Genomic DNA, 18,987 nt, shown 5'->3' with positions numbered 1-18,987 from the left:
AGACTGATGAAGTTCTGGGGTTTATTCAAAGTAAAATCAAAGCGCAAACAACTAAGCCTGAAGATGTTGTTTGCGCTTTTTCTTTCTAATCATGCTTAATAATGTTGTTATCGAGCAATGTTCCAACGATATCAATAGACGTCATACCATCAAAGCTGAATTGATTAGCTAAATCTTCAACCACAATGGTTTGGTGTACGTTATTATCTGTGGTGATATCGAGTTCAACATCATCAGTATTGGCAATCACTTTGGCTTCAATTTGATTAGATGCAGCCAATGATGCGAGTAGCTGATCCATCGGCAATTGACTACCCAGGTCAGAAACAACGTCGGTTAAATCGATGACATCCCCTTCTGCTGTACTAAAATCCGTGATGGTGTCCGTTTTGTCATCGACACTGTCCAAGGTCCACTTGAATATGTCAGCCCCACCATCACCAGTTAAAATATCAGCACCTAATCCACCGACCAAGATGTCGTTACCTGCACCTCCGTGCAAAATATCATCACCTGCGCCACCTTCAATGTAATCATCACCGCTACCACCAGTCAGGCTTAAACCGCTATCGTCTGCAAGTAGTTGTGAATCGTCAGAATTAGAAGATTGATCGATAACCGTACCATCAGCTAACACATCAATCTGAATATCGAGTGGTGTAGATGATGCAAAGCTACCGTCGGTTTCAGTGGAAATAGCCGTCACTGATAAGGTATGGGCACCAAGGCTTAACCCCGAGACCTCTAAACTGTTAATAGCATCAGCAGAAACTACCCATACTCCGCTTTGTTCGACAACACTACCCGTTGCACTTGAAAGTGCAGCTCCCGATGGAAGATTATGAATTTCCAGTGACAGTACTTCGTGGCTATCGGTCAGAGTTGCAACTAAACCGACTAGCGCAATACCCTGGTTGCTGACACTTTGATTGACATAACTCTGTTTGATGTAGTTGAAACTTGGATCAACCGTCAATGTCGGTGCATTTGCTTTTGGCGTAACCGTAATGGTAAAGGTTTCAGTATCTTCTAATGCCATACCCGAAGCATTATCAGCGTATACACCAACATCATTCGCTTTAACTGTAAGAGCGACAGTATCACCAGCGATGGCCGTTGCATCGATGAACACCCCATTGATAGGATCGGTAGTATTCAATAGTGCATTAATATCAGTCAATGTACCTTGTAAGACAATGTCTCCGTTTAATGCTGGCGTTTGAGTAACACTACTTCCAGCAGGAATAACGACACTCAGTATCCCTTCGGTCACGCTTAAGGTGACACTCATGGTTTGGTTCGCTTGAGATCCGCTGTAATCTACATCACTGACTGTAATGCCTGTGACTTTTTGAGCAGCACTTTCATCAATGGTTGTGGTTATCGACACTCCATCGATAACAGGAGCATCATTAACCGCCAGCACATCTAAGACTGCTTGACCGGAAACAGATTGAGGATCACTAACACCGTTTGTTGTGCCATCATCAGTAATGTCATAGGTAAAATTCACCTGTCCATAAAAATCCAATGCTGGTTCAAAGGTCCATTCACCTACACTGGTTTGAATTAATGTGCCCATCGCAGGATCAACTAACGCCAGGTTAGACACTGTCAATGTATCAGATTCAGTATCGGAAGCATTAGCGAGCAACTGAGACGCGACAATCGTTATTGAACCGGCATCTTCGTCAATATCCGGCAGAGTAACTGATGCTGTCATTGGTGCGTCATTCACTTCTGTCACATTGATTGTGAACTGGTCTGAATTGCTATTTAAAGTGCCATCATCCGTCGCAATGACCAAGCCATTATTACCTTGGTCATCAATAGAGACATTTACGTTCACTGCGCCATTGAAGTCCGTTTCTGGAACAAATTTCGCAACCCCTGCCGCCAGTGCGCTATTAAGATCGGTAATGGTTCCTTTAAGTTCAACACTTGTCGTCCCATCACCCGTCACTATTAAATTCCCCAGCAATGCTGGATCAATCTGTAACACGCCATGCTCAACGTCAATCATTAGGACATATTCGGCATTTGGATTATCTATCGTACTATCAGCGTCAGAAACCATAAATCCATTTAAGGTTATCGGTGTATCTTCAGCTGTTTCTGTATTGGTTATTCCGGAAAACTCTGGACGATCATTGACCGCAGTGATATCAACCGCCACGTCAAATTCTTGTACTGGTCCTAAATGTTCAATGCCATCTAGCCCAGTGTCTACCGATTGCACTTTAAAATGCAGTGCATCAGTCCACGCGCTGTTATTCCAATCACCAGAATTGAAAATAAGCTTGTCCAAACTTTGGGCATCAACATTAAGCAACCATACCCCAGCGCCTAAATTCGTCCCTAATGTACCGTCAGCTAAAGCAATGCTTGCTCCATCTGGCACGCCCGAAATTTCCACTCGCAAGGTCTCTGGCGAGTTTTCAGTGTAATTCGCTCCAGCCGAAATAGAATCTATGTTGTCGATGATTTGTGCTTTAATGTCGATCGCAATGTCTTCACCTTCGTTTCCGGCAACGTTATCAACAGGTTCAACGTCAATAGCATCCCCGACAGGAACAACATCAAATTTAAAGCTGCCAGTATGCTCTACAGGAACACCAAGTAGTGATTCTTGAGTAAAGATTTTTACACCAATCTCAACTTCACCACTGAAATTTTTCGCAGGTTTAATCGCAATATTAGACAAATTGAGAGAAGTCTGGGTGAGATCTTTCAACTGGATACTCCACTCACCACCACCATTATTTTTGACGACATATTGATTGGAATCGAGAGAACTCACAATAAAGTCAGTCGGCACTCCGGTAAGCTTAATAGATACAAACTCTTCCGAACCGTCAGTATCGGTTAAGTCAATATTGAATTCAGATCCTGGCTTCGACAGGACAATCCACTCATCTTCTAAACCTTCAACTTCAGGGGTACTTGAACCGCTTCCAGAAATAGCAATGTCATCGACAACTGGTTTTACTTCAAAGCTAACATTCGTAGTGAATGTTTTATCCGCATCAGTATTGGCAATGCCAACAACGGAAGCTGGATTAACTTCATCAAATGTTGTGGTATCGGTCACTTTACCGGAAACACTAATATTAACAGTGTTATCATCATTGCCCGTTGGGTAGTTAGGTGCCGGTTTGAAATAAACGTTATCCAGAGCAGCAGGTAATTGGCTAGAGTTGAAGGTGATTTGGGTACCAAGTTCATTGCCATCAGCATCAACAAATGTCCCAATATTTGTCCCCTGCACCGTTAACGTTACTTCGGTTAAAGTTTCTTGCCCTTGCGTTAGGTCGTTACGAATGTCAGCAAGATCAAGATCAAGCGTTAAATGGATAATGCCATCTTCATAACCAATGCCATCATTAGTTGGAATATCGTTGGCTGTTGACGTGGGTTGATGATCTGCATCTAAACCTAATGTACCTTCAACAGTTAAAGTTACTCGTGGAGTAATATTGCTATCCGCAGGCTGATCGGATCCTGGAATATCAGCGATTGGAGAAACCGCCACTGGGATTTCCGTACTCGTGGTTTTTTCATCACCAGAAGCCGTATCTGTGGTTACAAAAGTCACCGGTAACTTGAAGTCGCCAGCGTAATCTTCCGGCAAGTTAAGTTGCAGGTTTTCTAGACCTGAAATAGATCCATCTACATTGACCACGCCCTTGTAAACGTATAAGCCATCAACGAAATCAAACTCGGCTCCCGATAAACTGGCTCCAGCCGGTAATAGGCTTTGAGCGATGACGATACTTAGCTCATCAGATACTCCATCAAAACCAGAAGCACTGATCATCAGCTTATCTTGGATCTGTTGTCCTAAATTCACTACATGATCTTCACTGCCTAAGACAATGTCATCAACATCACCAACAAGGTTGATATCTGCGGCCTCAGAATCATTACCCGTGACAAAGTCGGGGAACTTCAATGTAATATCCGAATGTACTTCTTTGATAGTTTTTACTTCAGAGCTATCTTCACCTTTATCGAAAACTTGGGCAAAAATGGTTAATGTTATTTCATTGTAACCATCGCCATCAGGATCATTATCAGCACCCAATATCAACCCATTTGGTGCTTTGATGCTGAAGTTATTTTCATCAACAATGGTCCAAGTACCATCACCATTATTAATGGCCCCAGTGATCAAAAGTTGGTCAAGAACTTCTGGTGTGACATTGTTGAAACGCACCACTAACTGATCAACGAGTTCTTGTGACTGATAGCCAGCCGTTGACTGGCTATCCACATTATCAAAACGGATAATATTGGCATCAGTCTCACCGCCTGCAGCATCATTAATCGTAAAATTAATCACTCCTGCGGCATCAGCTGTTACACTATTTTGTACACCACTGCCATTTTCAACACGTAACTCGCCGTCTGGCTCTACGATTGGCCGCACCGTCACGTTCACAGAACCTTGAATCACTTTAGACACAATCCCTTCTCCGGGATTTGCCGAATCGACATATTCATGATCCTGCTCTTTCACTACGAGTTCTGTATTTAAGGTAAAATCGGTACTGGAATGTTCTGGTGGTTGCACTTGAATATAACCAGCAGACAGCACTTGATTGGAAAAGTCTTGTTCACTTTGACCGACAGCAGGTGTGAGCACTAACTGGTTATTTGAATCTAGTGCTGTAAGGACACCATTAACATAAACGCTGCTTCCTGTAGGGAAACCGGACAAGGTGACTGCTGCAAAATACTCATCGGCATCTGGATTTTGAGCATTCTCAGGCTGCCAGCGAATATTAATCAGGGAATCTTCATTGCCTATCGAGCTTGATTGATAGTTGTCTGCAACATCAATAACAGGTCTAATATTAATGCGGATCTCAGACTCGACTTGGCGAGTATGACCATCATCTTCAGTAACGATAACGCTCGCCTTGATGTGAATATTTTCTGTCGACGATTGAACCGGCTCGACTTTAATGCCTGTAGAGACTTGAGCAGTGGTCAGGTTTGCCTGATAAATTGGATGATTTGAAGAATCGTACCCAACAAACACTAAGTCAATAACACTACCATCACTGTCATATAAATTCACACCATCAGGAATATTGGAAAGCAATACCGTCAAGGATTCAGAGTTGTCTGATGGATTATCTATCTTTTCTCCTGACAACACACTGAAGTCGATGTCCACTGCTTGATTTTCATCAACCGTTGTTTCCACCACTTGAATGCCATTTTCTTCAAACTCAGTCCATGTATTACTGCTACCGGCATTGAAATCGATAATAGGAAGGTCAGCGACACCTTTCACTGCCACATTGACCATTTTTGAACCTAATGATTGTTCATCAACAATCTCACCGCTTGAGATAATAACTCTATCTTTCACGATACCTTCAACGGAGAAGGTAAAGTCAGCATTACTGTGCTTCGGCGGTAATACTTCAACTTGATTAAGATACTGTTCTGGTACCTCAAAGTAAGTATGACCACTGCCATCATTCACCGTCGTAATTTGACTAGCTCCCGCACCTAACCACACCAAGGTTACTCCAGCCTCAGAGAAATCAGAAATACGCACATGCAATGACTCAGAGCTATCAGTATCAGCAGAAGCCGTCATGGTGATGACTTCACTGAGTAACAGAGGGTCATGATCTGTTTCGGGATCAACCGTATTTTGCGTTGCCGCGTTGTCTTCAAAAATATTGATTCGATTGACGGAAAAACTACCCATATCCGCATCGGGAGTTACATCAATGATGATTTCTTTAGTTTCTGAACGTGCGCTTTCTTTACCAATAAATACATTGGACTGTTCGGTTGTAATAGCGGTGATACCCAATCGAATCTGGCCACCAAAGTTGTCATTAGGGTCAACCTGGACTTGTGCTATTTTGCTGGCATCAACCAAATAGTAATTGCCATTGGCATCAGAGCTCACCTGGAGAGGAGTGCCATCAGCATAGACTAAACGCGCGTCCCCTTCCCCCTGAGTAAAGCGAATCTCATACACTATGACTTCTGGTGAACTTGTATCTTGTGTCTGTGCTGCAACATTAAGATTGACATTGCTGCTATCTTCCACCGTGTCATAGTGGAATTCACTACTTGTTGTCCACGTAGCAATATCGGCGACACTTTCCACTTCAATACGCATTTTGCCATTCACCGAATGATCCGCTGAATTGTCGTTCAGAATTTGTACCGTCAGATTTATAGTAAAACCACCATCGGCACTGGCATAGTTACGATCGGGTACAAAGTAGAGGTTATCGACAGAAGCAACCGTTCCATTTAAGCTCTGCTCGACCATATTAGCTGGTAAAACAACCTTACCACCCACTACATCCAGTTTTATGTAATTGCCGCTGCCATCTAGATAATAGAAATCACCATGCGCATTATTAATATTTTTAACCGTCACATCACCAATCGATTCATTACGATCGATATCATTCAGTTCCACTTGTAAGTCAACCTTAATTGGCGTCGTTACAAGCCCTGCTTGATTATCTTGAGCGTTGGTTAATTCATTGTTCGGCATGGAAATAACCGAGCCGTCGCGCCCTGCATCTTCAGTTCCTAATACACTGGCGACTTTGATCACGGCATTACGATCGGTAATGATCACGTTTAGTTGTTCCGTTGACGTATCACCATCTCTATCGGTAGCGGTTACATCAACCGTAAAAGGAATCTCTGGGCTATCACCATGGTCAAGACTAGTGGCAGGTTTGAATCTCGCACCACCGGTTGGGGTAATGAGTAAGGTTCCGAGATCTCGCTCAACATTATTAATAATTTCAACAACAGTTACCGTTTTGTTTGAACCATTTAAATCAACAGAATCAACCAAAGATGTTGAATTGTCGAGGCGGAACTGAATGTCTCGTCCCGTCTCATCTACGGCAGAAAATCGAGTGATAAGTCCATTATCTGCACCTTGAGTATCCGGAGTGTTATTGTTATCGACGCTGAATAAATTAACGGTTCTATTGCCGTTACCTTCCACCGTGGTAATCGTTTTATCATGCAGTGTTGGTACATCATCGATGATGGTGATCGGCAAGGCGATCGCATTAGACACATCACCATCTCGGTCGGTCGCTGTAACCGATAGATTTAAGATAAGATCGTTTTCTCCGGCTCCCGTCGCGTGATCAAGCGGTTTAAGTAACTCAAATTGATAGCTGTCTGCCGAGCCATTGAACGTTATTTTAAACACGGCCTCGTTGGAGCTTAGGGTCCTCGCTTCATACACGATAACACCGTTGCTATTAGAAACTTCAACTAGCTCTAAATTCTGGCCGCCAGATTGCAAACCGGCTACTGGCGTCACTAAGTCGGTCAATTGATAGCTAACAATGCCATCCGCCCCATCCACAACGTCAAAATTACCACTCAGCGTCGTACTGCCTGAGCCATCCGAGCCCATACCCGACAAATCATCTTCATCAACGGTTTGTTGGCTACCCGCTGTAATTTGGCTAATGGTTGGTACATCATCGATGATGGTGATCGGCAAGGCGATCGCATTAGACACATCACCATCTCGGTCGGTCGCTGTAACCGATAGATTTAAGATAAGATCGTTTTCTCCGGCTCCCGTCGCGTGATCAAGCGGTTTAAGTAACTCAAATTGATAGCTGTCTGCTGAGCCATTGAGCGTGATCCTAAAGACCGCCTCATTGCTGCCTTGGATCTGCGCTTCATATACTGTGATGCCATTGAGGTTAGACACTTCAACCATCACTAAATTCTGGCCGCCAGATTGCAAACCGGCTACTGGCGTCACTAAGTCGGTCAATTGATAGCTAACAATGCCATCCGCCCCATCCACAACGTCAAAATTACCACTCAGCGTCGTACTGCCTGAGCCATCCGAGCCCATACCCGATAAATCATCTTCATCAACGGTTTGTTGGCTACCTGCTGTAATTTGGCTAATGGTTGGTACATCATCGATGATGGTGATCGGCAAGGCGATCGCATTAGACACATCACCATCTCGGTCGGTCGCTGTAACCGATAGATTTAAGATAAGATCGTTTTCTCCGGCTCCCGTCGCGTGATCAAGCGGTTTAAGTAACTCAAATTGATAGCTGTCTGCCGAGCCATTGAACGTTATTTTAAACACGGCCTCGTTGGAGCTTAGGGTCCTCGCTTCATACACGATAACACCGTTGCTATTAGAAACTTCAACTAGCTCTAAATTCTGGCCGCCAGATTGCAAACCGGCTACTGGCGTCACTAAGTCGGTCAATTGATAGCTAACAATGCCATCCGCCCCATCCACAACGTCAAAATTACCACTCAGCGTCGTACTGCCTGAGCCATCCGAGCCCATACCCGACAAATCATCTTCATCAACGGTTTGTTGGCTACCCGCTGTAATTTGGCTAATGGTTGGTACATCATCGATGATGGTGATCGGCAAGGCGATCGCATTAGACACATCACCATCTCGGTCGGTCGCTGTAACCGATAGATTTAAGATAAGATCGTTTTCTCCGCCTCCCGTCGCGTGGTCAAGCGGTTTAAGTAACTCAAATTGATAGCTGTCTGCTGAGCCATTGAGCGTGATCCTAAAGACCGCCTCATTGCTGCCTTGGATCTGCGCTTCATATACTGTGATGCCATTGAGGTTAGGCACTTCAACCATCACTAAATTCTGGCCGCCAGATTGCAAACCGGCTACTGGCGTCACTAAGTCGGTCAATTGATAGCTAACAATGCCATCCGCCCCATCCACAACGTCAAAATTACCACTCAGCGTCGTACTGCCTGAGCCATCCGAGCCCATACCCGATAAATCATCTTCATCAACGGTTTGTTGGCTACCCGCTGTAATTTGGCTAATGGTTGGTACATCATCGATGATGGTGATCGGCAAGGCGATCGCATTAGACACATCACCATCTCGGTCGGTCGCTGTAACCGATAGATTTAAGATAAGATCGTTTTCTCCGCCTCCCGTCGCGTGGTCAAGCGGTTTAAGTAACTCAAATTGATAGCTGTCTGCTGAGCCATTGAGCGTGATCCTAAAGACCGCCTCATTGCTGCCTTGGATCTGCGCTTCATATACTGTGATGCCATTGAGGTTAGACACTTCAACCATCACTAAATTCTGGCCGCCAGATTGCAAACCGGCTACTGGCGTCACTAAGTCGGTCAATTGATAGCTAACAATGCCATCCGCCCCATCCACAACGTCAAAATTACCACTCAGCGTCGTACTGCCTGAGCCATCCGAGCCCATACCCGACAAATCATCTTCATCAACGGTTTGTTGGCTACCCGCTGTAATTTGGCTAATGGTTGGTACATCATCGATGATGGTGATCGGCAAGGCGATCGCATTAGACACATCACCATCTCGGTCGGTCGCTGTAACCGATAGATTTAAGATAAGATCGTTTTCTCCGGCTCCCGTCGCGTGATCAAGCGGTTTAAGTAACTCAAATTGATAGCTGTCTGCTGAGCCATTGAGCGTGATCCTAAAGACCGCCTCATTGCTGCCTTGGATCTGCGCTTCATATACTGTGATGCCATTGAGGTTAGACACTTCAACCATCACTAAATTCTGGCCGCCAGATTGCAAACCGGCTACTGGCGTCACTAAGTCGGTCAATTGATAGCTAACAATGCCATCCGCCCCATCCACAACGTCAAAATTACCACTCAGCGTCGTACTGCCTGAGCCATCGGAGCCCATACCCGACAAATCATCTTCATCAACGGTTTGTTGGCTACCCGCTGTAATTTGGCTAATGGTTGGTACATCATCGATGATGGTGATCGGCAAGGCGATCGCATTAGACACATCACCATCTCGGTCGGTCGCTGTAACCGATAGATTTAAGATAAGATCGTTTTCTCCGGCTCCCGTCGCGTGATCAAGCGGTTTAAGTAACTCAAATTGATAGCTGTCTGCTGAGCCATTGAGCGTGATCCTAAAGACCGCCTCATTGCTGCCTTGGATCTGCGCTTCATATACTGTGATGCCATTGAGGTTAGACACTTCAACCATCACTAAATTCTGGCCGCCAGATTGCAAACCGGCTACTGGCGTCACTAAGTCGGTCAATTGATAGCTAACAATGCCATCCGCCCCATCCACAACGTCAAAATTACCACTCAGCGTCGTACTGCCTGAGCCATCCGAGCCCATACCCAATAAATCATCTTCATCAACGGTTTGTTGGCTACCTGCTGTAATTTGGCTAATGGTTGGTACATCATCGATGATGGTGATCGGCAAGGCGATCGCATTAGACACATCACCATCTCGGTCGGTCGCTGTAACCGATAGATTTAAGATAAGATCGTTTTCTCCGGCTCCCGTCGCGTGATCAAGCGGTTTAAGTAACTCAAATTGATAGCTGTCTGCCGAGCCATTGAACGTTATTTTAAACACGGCCTCGTTGGAGCTTAGGGTCCTCGCTTCATACACGATAACACCGTTGCTATTAGAAACTTCAACTAGCTCTAAATTCTGGCCGCCAGATTGCAAACCGGCTACTGGCGTCACTAAGTCGGTCAATTGATAGCTAACAATGCCATCCGCCCCATCCACAACGTCAAAATTACCACTCAGCGTCGTACTGCCTGAGCCATCCGAGCCCATACCCGACAAATCATCTTCATCAACGGTTTGTTGGCTACCCGCTGTAATTTGGCTAATGGTTGGTACATCATCGATGATGGTGATCGGCAAGGCGATCGCATTAGACACATCACCATCTCGGTCGGTCGCTGTAACCGATAGATTTAAGATAAGATCGTTTTCTCCGCCTCCCGTCGCGTGGTCAAGCGGTTTAAGTAACTCAAATTGATAGCTGTCTGCTGAGCCATTGAGCGTGATCCTAAAGACCGCCTCATTGCTGCCTTGGATCTGCGCTTCATATACTGTGATGCCATTGAGGTTAGACACTTCAACCATCACTAAATTCTGGCCGCCAGATTGCAAACCGGCTACTGGCGTCACTAAGTCGGTCAATTGATAGCTAACAATGCCATCCGCCCCATCCACAACGTCAAAATTACCACTCAGCGTCGTACTGCCTGAGCCATCCGAGCCCATACCCGATAAATCATCTTCATCAACGGTTTGTTGGCTACCCGTGCGAATACCTTGAATGCTCGGCTTGTCATCATGGATGTTCACTGGCAAGGTAATGCTTGAACTATCACCATCGAAGTCGGTCGCCACCACGCTAAACTTCATCAATAACTCATCGGCACTGGCCGCATGGTCAATCGGTCCTTCGAGGGTAAAGCTGTAGCTGCCATCCGCATTGAGCACTAAGGTAAATACCGCCGCGCCACTGCTCGTGGTCGCTTGATAAGTGTACGCACCATTGGATAATGTTGGCGTGCCTAAGCTCACCGATTCCCCTTGCGAGGTTAAGCCCGCAATCGGGTTAGTCGAGCTATCCAACTGATAACTCACCACTCGGTCCGCCCCTTCAATGGTGGTGAAGGTGCCGCTGGCCGTCAGTGGCTCTTTGCTGCTGTCAGAGCCGGTGACCAGATCGTCTTCATGAATATCGAGTGGAACCGAATCAACAATCACAGGTTTATCATCGACGATGTTGATCGGTAAAAGTGCAACCTGAGAAGTATCACCATCATAATCAGTGGCAAAAATAGGTAACTCAAGCAATAGCTCATCGCTATCGACTGGATGATCGATTACCCCTTGCAAAGTAAACTGATAATTGCCATCAGGGTTCAGTATCAATTCAAAAATTGGAGTCCCATTCGCCGAAGCTTGATAAATGTATACACCATTAATAATGCTTGGATCCGCAAATTCGACAGCAACACCTTGCGAGGTTAAACCAGACAATGGATTTACACTTAAGTCGACTTGGTAAGTTTCGACAACATCAGAACCTAATTGAGTATCAAACAGCCCGGAGATCGTAACGTTAAGTGACCCACTGGAATCAGAACCAACATTGGCTAAATTATCTTCAAAAACCGACCCTATTGGCTCGTCAACCATGACTGGATTATCGCCATCACCAATAACTACTGACACTGAAATTGGTGACTGGATGGGGTTTTCTCCAGAATCTACACCTGTCATTTCAAACTGAATGGAAATTTGGTCATTAGCGAACGAGACTACCCCACCACCGACTTCAGGAGTGTGGTCTATTGGCAATGTGATGGTTGTAATTACCTCTAAATTGACATCTTTACCGACCGATGTAGCGATCATATTAATAGTGAGCACTTCATTACCATTCTGCTCACCGATAATGCTATTTGTTGCTGCATCATAACGGAAATCAACAGGTCGACCTGAAGAGGTAATGTCTGCGGCTAATTCGCTGAGAAGAGCATTCAGTGAAAGTGGCGTAGGAACAAAAGACGCGCTATCCAATGGCAGATCACCAGCGGCAATAAGTACGCTTGAAGTTACTGACTGTGGATAAGAACCTTGAGAGAGTGAGCCTTCAACCAAAGCTTCTGAAAGTAAATTACCACCAGCACTGAAACGCAATTGACCCAGTTCATCATCGGTAGATTGTTCTTCAACAGTAGAGCCTTGAGTTTCAAAAAATGTACGCGCCAAGACTTCCGTAAAATTGTAATCAATACTAATAAAGCCAGCATTCGCCGAGCCCTGACCGCCAGCACCAGCAGCCGTTGCTTCTAAGATTTGGGTTGGATCTTGCCCGTCTAAAATAGCTTGCTGAATCGCGGCAATATTGTCAGCATCAAAGTTAGTATTTTCAATTAATGAAAGATCAGCATTGATCGCACCTTCAATCGGAAATGAAGTTAATGCAGATGAAGGGTCAGCGCCTTGCGGTGGTTCTCCAAGACAGGCAACACAGTTTTGATCGATCACTTTAAGTTCGCCGAAAACCATAACAGCCACGGAGGAGTGGTTAATCGTAATTAAAATTTCGCCTTTGTTTAAATAATCTCCGTCATTTAACAGACGAGCATTACCTTTACTATCGACAGCGATAACCTCACCAACAACTTCCGTCACCGACACAGGTTGATTAATCACTTGAAAATCCATAAAACCCCCAGATACATCTCATCAAGCATGCGCAAACTGCACAATAAACCATCAATTGTTACTTTTATTTTAGTTGTTCTTCGTGTTTTAGGCTTAATTTGTCTCTAGAACTTTTGTAGTAAAAAATAACGATAGCCATCACAAACACAACGCAAAATACCTCAATTAGCAACATGTCGCCATAGCGGTATAGAGTATAGTATACGTCCGTAATACAGCGTTAGTTAAGGCTGGTAAGTGATTGTGCTTATTTTGGAGTACATAAATGCATGATCTTCCCACCAGATTTCTTAAAAATAAGACAAAGTAATAGGTTACGTTGATAGATTAATTACTTATAGTGCACAACAGAACAATCATCCGTTAATTGGCGAAATTTTATGAGTACTGTCTTTGTGTCTAGTTATGACAGTCCAATGAATTGCATTCGAGCTATCAAAGCAAAACTTTCTGCGCGCATAAACACCTTTATCCCGATCTTGTTGATTTTTTTCTTGGTGTTTATTTTTGCTGTTATTCAAAACTTCTACGACACAAACCATCAAGCGGCATATTTTGGAGAGCAAGCTATACAGCGGCTCGAAAATTATATCAATCAGACATCGAGTGAACTGAATCAGCTCGGAACTTCAGTTTCACCTCATTGCCATCGAGAAGACGTACTCGCCTTACGAAGTTATACGTTTCGTTCAAAATTGATAAAAGAAGTGGGCATGTACAGTGCACAAGGCACTATTTTTTGTACAAGCCAAGAAGGGTCTTCAACCATACATTTCTATAAAAACATTACAGACAGGCTCAAAGAGTCACCGAATAATACTACGATTTCTTTGGCTCAGTCGCGTAATAAAGAGCTCACTTTTTTCGTTTATGCCTCTCAACCAGATATGAGCGGTATCAATGCACTAATGCCTCCCGAACAGTTTATGGACTTAGTGGCCCCCGATTTGGCAGCGCAGCATTACGGCTATCAAGTTGAAGTGTTAAGCCAAAGTATACATAGCGAGCAAGGTTCGATGAATTCGGCTCTACGCATTTTCCTGTTTCAATCAGAATACTATCCTCTTTCCATTCAAATTCATCTTAACACTGGTTCATACTTATACCATTTCACCCAGCGTTTATGGCTTGTTTTACTCGTCTCGAGTGTGCTCTCTTTACTTTATCTTGGTTGGTACAATTATTACCTCAGTAGAAATACCTTGGCAGTCTCTCTGAAAGAGGCTATCTCCAACCATCAATTAGAGCTGTACCTGCAACCTATCGTAGATATATCTGAAAATAAAATTGTTGGCTGCGAGGCTTTAATGCGTTGGAATGAACCTTCACAAGGCTATATTTCACCAACCATTTTTATTCCTTTAGCTGAGCGTATCGGGGTCATCCATCAAATTACCTACCGTGTACTAGACTTGGTCACTGAGTTTGTTGAACAGCACTCAAGCTATCTTCATGCACAATATATTAGTATCAATATCAGTCGGCTATTGATAGTGGATATAGACTTCATTGAACACATGGTTGGATACGCAGAGAAACACGCAAATATTGTTCCTCAACTTTTGCTTGAGATAACAGAAGATAATAATTTCAGCGCAGAAGAATTAGAACAAGCGATCGATAATTTGGCCCTGTTAAAACAACTTGGTTTTAAAATCGCTGTTGATGACTTTGGTACTGGTTATTCTGGCTTAAACTTTATCCATCAACATGCTTTCGACACCATCAAAATTGATCAAGTTTTTATTAAAAGCCTGCACCAGAATTCAGCGATTACTCCCGTACTGGTGTCGATGATTAAGCTAGCAAAACATCTCAATATGCGCCTTATCGCCGAGGGCGTCGAAAATCAAAAGCAAGCGCTCGCACTCGAACAACTCGGTGTCCGTTATATCCAAGGCTTTCACTACTCAGAGCCTATTCCTGCGCAGTCCTTTGCCAAATTTCAACTTGCCCCTGCGATGATCCATGGTTATACCAATCGTAGTAAATAACTGTTCATCCTAGCTGGTTAAAATGCTCGATAACTGCGTTAGAATTTTTGATTGTAGAATAACTACTTATCGAAAAATCCTGCCTTGTTCTCAAGCCTTTTTCCTGCGCTATTTCTGATCACTTATTTACTGTGATTGGTATTAGGCCTTGCAAACACAGACAAAAATAAAAAAGAGCCAGTTTTAATGCTGGCTCTTCCATTTAGATATTTCTCTTTTTAGCAATAGAGCTTAGCCGCCGAACTATGGCACACCATGACCTTTTAAGGCTAGCAGACTCGATACCATCGATCGAATGCCGTTCATTGCAACTGATCCATTCTAATAAGTGACCATAACTGATAATAGATGTGTGCGTTTAATTATTTATGCTGTTTGCTATAAAGATTCGCTAAAGGCTGCGCGCTTAAGCCATGGGCAACGATACTCATTAACACGGTCACGGTGACCACTGCAAATATCGTTTCAAACCCTTCTATCCCACCAACTTCTTTCGCCACAATTAGCACATACAAAATAGAGGCGATACCACGCGGACCAAACCAAGCAATAAAAGACATAGTCGAAAAATCTATCTTTTTATTATCTAGTTGTGCACCAATTAAACAGAGGATTACGGGTAACATACGCAATATGGTTAAACTTAGCAGTGAGTAGATAATCACTTCAGTGTTGATAAAGGCAAAGGTCACTGGAACAAAAGCCAAACCAAATAAAAAGAAACTGATCAGCACTAACAGTTCACCTTCACTTTCGGCAAACTCTTCAATATGTTCGCGCATCTTATGGCTAGTATTACCCGCATATAACCCAGCAAAAAAGGCAGCAATAAAACCATTCCCATGCAAGGCCTCAGCAAGATAAAACGCAAGAATAGCCAGTGCGATAGGGATCAAATTCTGATAACTTTCTTGCATCCAATTATATTTGTTAGAAAGCGTCGTTAATTTCGCACCGATATAACCGACTACCCCTCCCACTATTGCACCAAACACCACCTGTTGGAACACATAGCCCATCCAACTATTTCCACTATCACCCGTTAAACCACTGACGATCATTGCTACAACCGTAATCAAGATAGGGAAAATAATGCCATCATTTAGGCCACTTTCTACATTAATAGAGGAACGAATTTTAGCGGGTACCGACGGGTCAGAGACCACGGCTTTACCCAGTGCTGCATCTGTTGGCGTTAATAATAACGCGAGCAATAGTAGATAAGTTGTCGGTTGGTCAGGGAAGATTAAGGTCGCGGCAAAGGTGCCTGCAACTATCGTCAAAGGCAAACCGATCAACAACAAGCGTGTGGGAATTTTCCATGACTGGCGAAGTAGCTTTAAATCTAATAATGCGGCATCACTAAACAGCACCAATACCAATGCTAGTTCAACAATAATAGTGACAAACTCTGCATCGACTTCAATGTGAGAAAGGTTTAAAAGTAGTGGCGAAATCAGTAACCCTAAGCCGGTATAAACCATAGGGCCAGAGATATTAAAGCGCGATAGTACTTGCGATACATAACCATAACCCAGCACTAGTAGCCCAATGGTTAAAATAACAACATGCTCAGACATTAAAGCATACTCTCCAATATGAAATGAAAAAAATAAGTGCTCCACGGTATCAATATCTTAATTGCACAGCAAGCAACTAGCAGTCAACAATACTCGGTTTGGCTTAACTGCTAGGGCGTATTCCTGCGTGCTCCTTTACCAAATTTCAACTTGCCCCTGCGATGATCCATGGCTAGGCCTTGCAAACACAGACATCAATAAAAAAAGAGCCAGTTTTCATGCTGGCTCTTCCATTTAGATATTTCTCTTTTTAGCAATAGAGATTAGACGCCACTCTATGGCACACCATGACCTTTTGAGGCTACCCAAACTCGATACCATTGCTCACGAGTTAATTCAAACTCCAGTGCTGCAATCGCCGCTTGTACGCGTTCTATTTTGCCTGAACCGATAATTGGTAACGGCTTTGAAGGTAAACGACGCACCCAAGCAAAAATCACTTGGTCGATACTTTGAGCGCCAATTTCTAGTCGAATCGCTTCTAATTCTTCGCGTACACGTTTTGCTTGTTCAGTATCACCACTAAATATACTACCACCGCCAAGGCATGACCACGCCATTGGTCGAGTGCGGTTCATTTGCAGTTGATCCAAAGTGCCATCATGCGCCACTTCAAAATTCAATGGGTTAATTTCCACTTGATTGGTCACCAGTGGTTTACCTAGGCGAGACTGAAGCAATTCAAACTGGCGAGGACTAAAGTTTGAGACACCAAAGTGTTTCACTTTACCCACTTTGTGCAGTTCAGAAAATGCTTCGGCGACTTCATCAGCCTCCATCAGAGCATCAGGACGATGAATCAGTAGCACGTCAATTTCACTGACACCTAAACGCTCAAGCGAGTTATTCACTGACTGATAGATATGCGCAGAGCTAGTATCGTAATGATTGATCTTACGTTGTGGAGTTCTGTCTCCACATAAGTTGATGTCACACTTGGTGACGATCTGCATCTGTTCACGCAATGAAGGCTCAAGAGCCAAGGCTTCACCAAACAATGTTTCACATTGGTAGCTACCATAAATATCCGCGTGGTCAACGGTGGTAATCCCTAGCTCTAAATGCTGTTTTAAGAACGTCAAACGCTGCTGTGGCGTCATGCCCCATTCACCTAAACGCCAATACCCTTGAACGAGCTCGGAAAAATCTGGCCCTTGAGGCGCAATTGTTACTTTAGCAACCATTGGTTGTCTCCTTTTCTCTCAACTGACGTCATCCTAAGCTTGTTTGTTGTATGGCTCAACGGATAGACTACAGAAGTTCGAACTGGAGTACGAAGTTGTGAGTTTTTCTACACGTTTACAAGAATTAATTGGCGAAGAAAGCATCAGTGGCTTTGCTCGCCGCGTTGAATTATCAGAAGGGTTAATTCGAAAATACCTTAAAGGCAGTGAACCAAGCTTATCCAAAGCGAATCAAATTGCGATGCGAGCCAACTGCTCACTTGAGTGGCTCGCCACCGGCTGCGGGTATTTATATCGTCAAGCTGAAGTCGTGGATATGGAGGCCTTTATCCTAGCGTATCAAACCATTACAGGAGATCAATTAAGCCAAGAAGAGCAAGAAAGACAACGTAAAATCATCTCGGGTTATCAATATTTACGTAGCCACAAAAAGGCAGATGGCTTTTTAGATCACGCTGCTATGGTGACATTTTTAAACCGCCAGCCTAAAGAGTTGACTCCGAATGAGTAAAAACAAGGCTGATGGCTTGCCCATCTGTCACCAATTGTGCAATGTTGTTTCCCTTCTGCCACTGCTGCTGTTGAGGAAAAATCGTCGGCGTTTGATTCAAAAATAAAACTAACGCTTTATCAACCTCTGGCACTGAATGTTTTGTTAACTGTTCTTGCACTGAAAAATATTGATCACCGATCATAACTTGCGTCAGTTGAAAACCATCGCGTCTTAAGTTCAGTTGTAAATCACTGTAGGCCATACGGCTAAAATCAATATGCATCCGCACCAAGCTAACTTCGCTGTTAGTGATCTCAAGCTCTGCCCACGCGGAAGTTTTGTAGTACTCAACTACATCACTGCAATAAATTGGCGCTCTATTCTCATCACCACATTCAATCATATCATTGCGCTGAGTCAGCTCTGACTGGGTCAATGGATGTGTATTTTGCTCAACAAAGAAGAGGATAAAATCAGGCACATTAGCCGATACCCAGCATGACCAGATCACGCACAGCAGCACGATAACGCGCATGTAAACTCTCCTTATCTTATTGATAGCCATCAGTTTCACTTGAGTTTAACGCAAAAGCAACAACCGAACGTCTACGCCCCCAATCAGTGAATTGTGATCGATAGCAAACTCTTGGGGCTTAGGCTGAAGAATGATGTCATCGCCATATCCAGGCTTTATCCT

Annotated in this window: 6 protein-coding genes; 2 read left to right on the top strand and 4 right to left on the bottom strand. The window is 43.9% G+C overall.

All coding sequences use genetic code 11. From position 1 onward, the window contains the following. Window positions 1-85 precede the first annotated feature (85 nt). Entirely contained in the window at window positions 86-13,039 is a 12,954-nt protein-coding gene (locus tag MCT08_RS14965; RefSeq protein WP_274678768.1) for a retention module-containing protein, read from the bottom strand. 380 nt (window positions 13,040-13,419) lie between these two features. On the opposite strand from MCT08_RS14965, the gene MCT08_RS14960 reads away from it, so the two are divergent. Next, window positions 13,420-15,033, top strand: a complete 1,614-nt coding sequence (locus tag MCT08_RS14960; RefSeq protein ID WP_246203258.1) for an EAL domain-containing protein — start codon at window positions 13,420-13,422, stop codon at window positions 15,031-15,033. Window positions 15,034-15,395: 362 nt separating this feature from the next. Here the strand turns inward: MCT08_RS14960 and MCT08_RS14955 are convergent, their stop codons facing one another. Then, window positions 15,396-16,613: a cation:proton antiporter gene (locus MCT08_RS14955; protein WP_274678767.1), complete on the bottom strand. Its 1,218-nt coding sequence runs from the start codon at window positions 16,611-16,613 to the stop codon at window positions 15,396-15,398. 275 nt (window positions 16,614-16,888) lie between these two features. Beyond that, window positions 16,889-17,797: an aldo/keto reductase gene (locus MCT08_RS14950; RefSeq protein ID WP_168524477.1), complete on the bottom strand. Its 909-nt coding sequence runs from the start codon at window positions 17,795-17,797 to the stop codon at window positions 16,889-16,891. 97 nt (window positions 17,798-17,894) lie between these two features. Here MCT08_RS14950 and MCT08_RS14945 point away from each other — a divergent pair, with 97 nt between their 5' ends. Then, the gene (locus MCT08_RS14945) at window positions 17,895-18,308 is read left to right on the top strand and encodes a hypothetical protein (protein WP_053311726.1); all 414 of its coding nucleotides are present in this window, start codon (window positions 17,895-17,897) and stop codon (window positions 18,306-18,308) included. Here the strand turns inward: MCT08_RS14945 and MCT08_RS14940 are convergent. Beyond that, a complete protein-coding gene (locus MCT08_RS14940; protein ID WP_274672942.1) occupies window positions 18,283-18,825 on the bottom strand; it encodes a hypothetical protein in 543 nt (180 codons plus the stop codon). The genes MCT08_RS14945 and MCT08_RS14940 overlap by 26 nt on opposite strands. Window positions 18,826-18,987 lie beyond the last annotated feature (162 nt).

The sequence above is a fragment of the Vibrio aestuarianus genome (assembly GCF_028858425.1).
Lineage (GTDB): Bacteria > Pseudomonadota > Gammaproteobacteria > Enterobacterales > Vibrionaceae > Vibrio > Vibrio aestuarianus.
The sequence above is the reverse complement of the archived record's forward strand: the minus strand, read 5'-3'. Positions and strand labels throughout refer to the sequence as shown.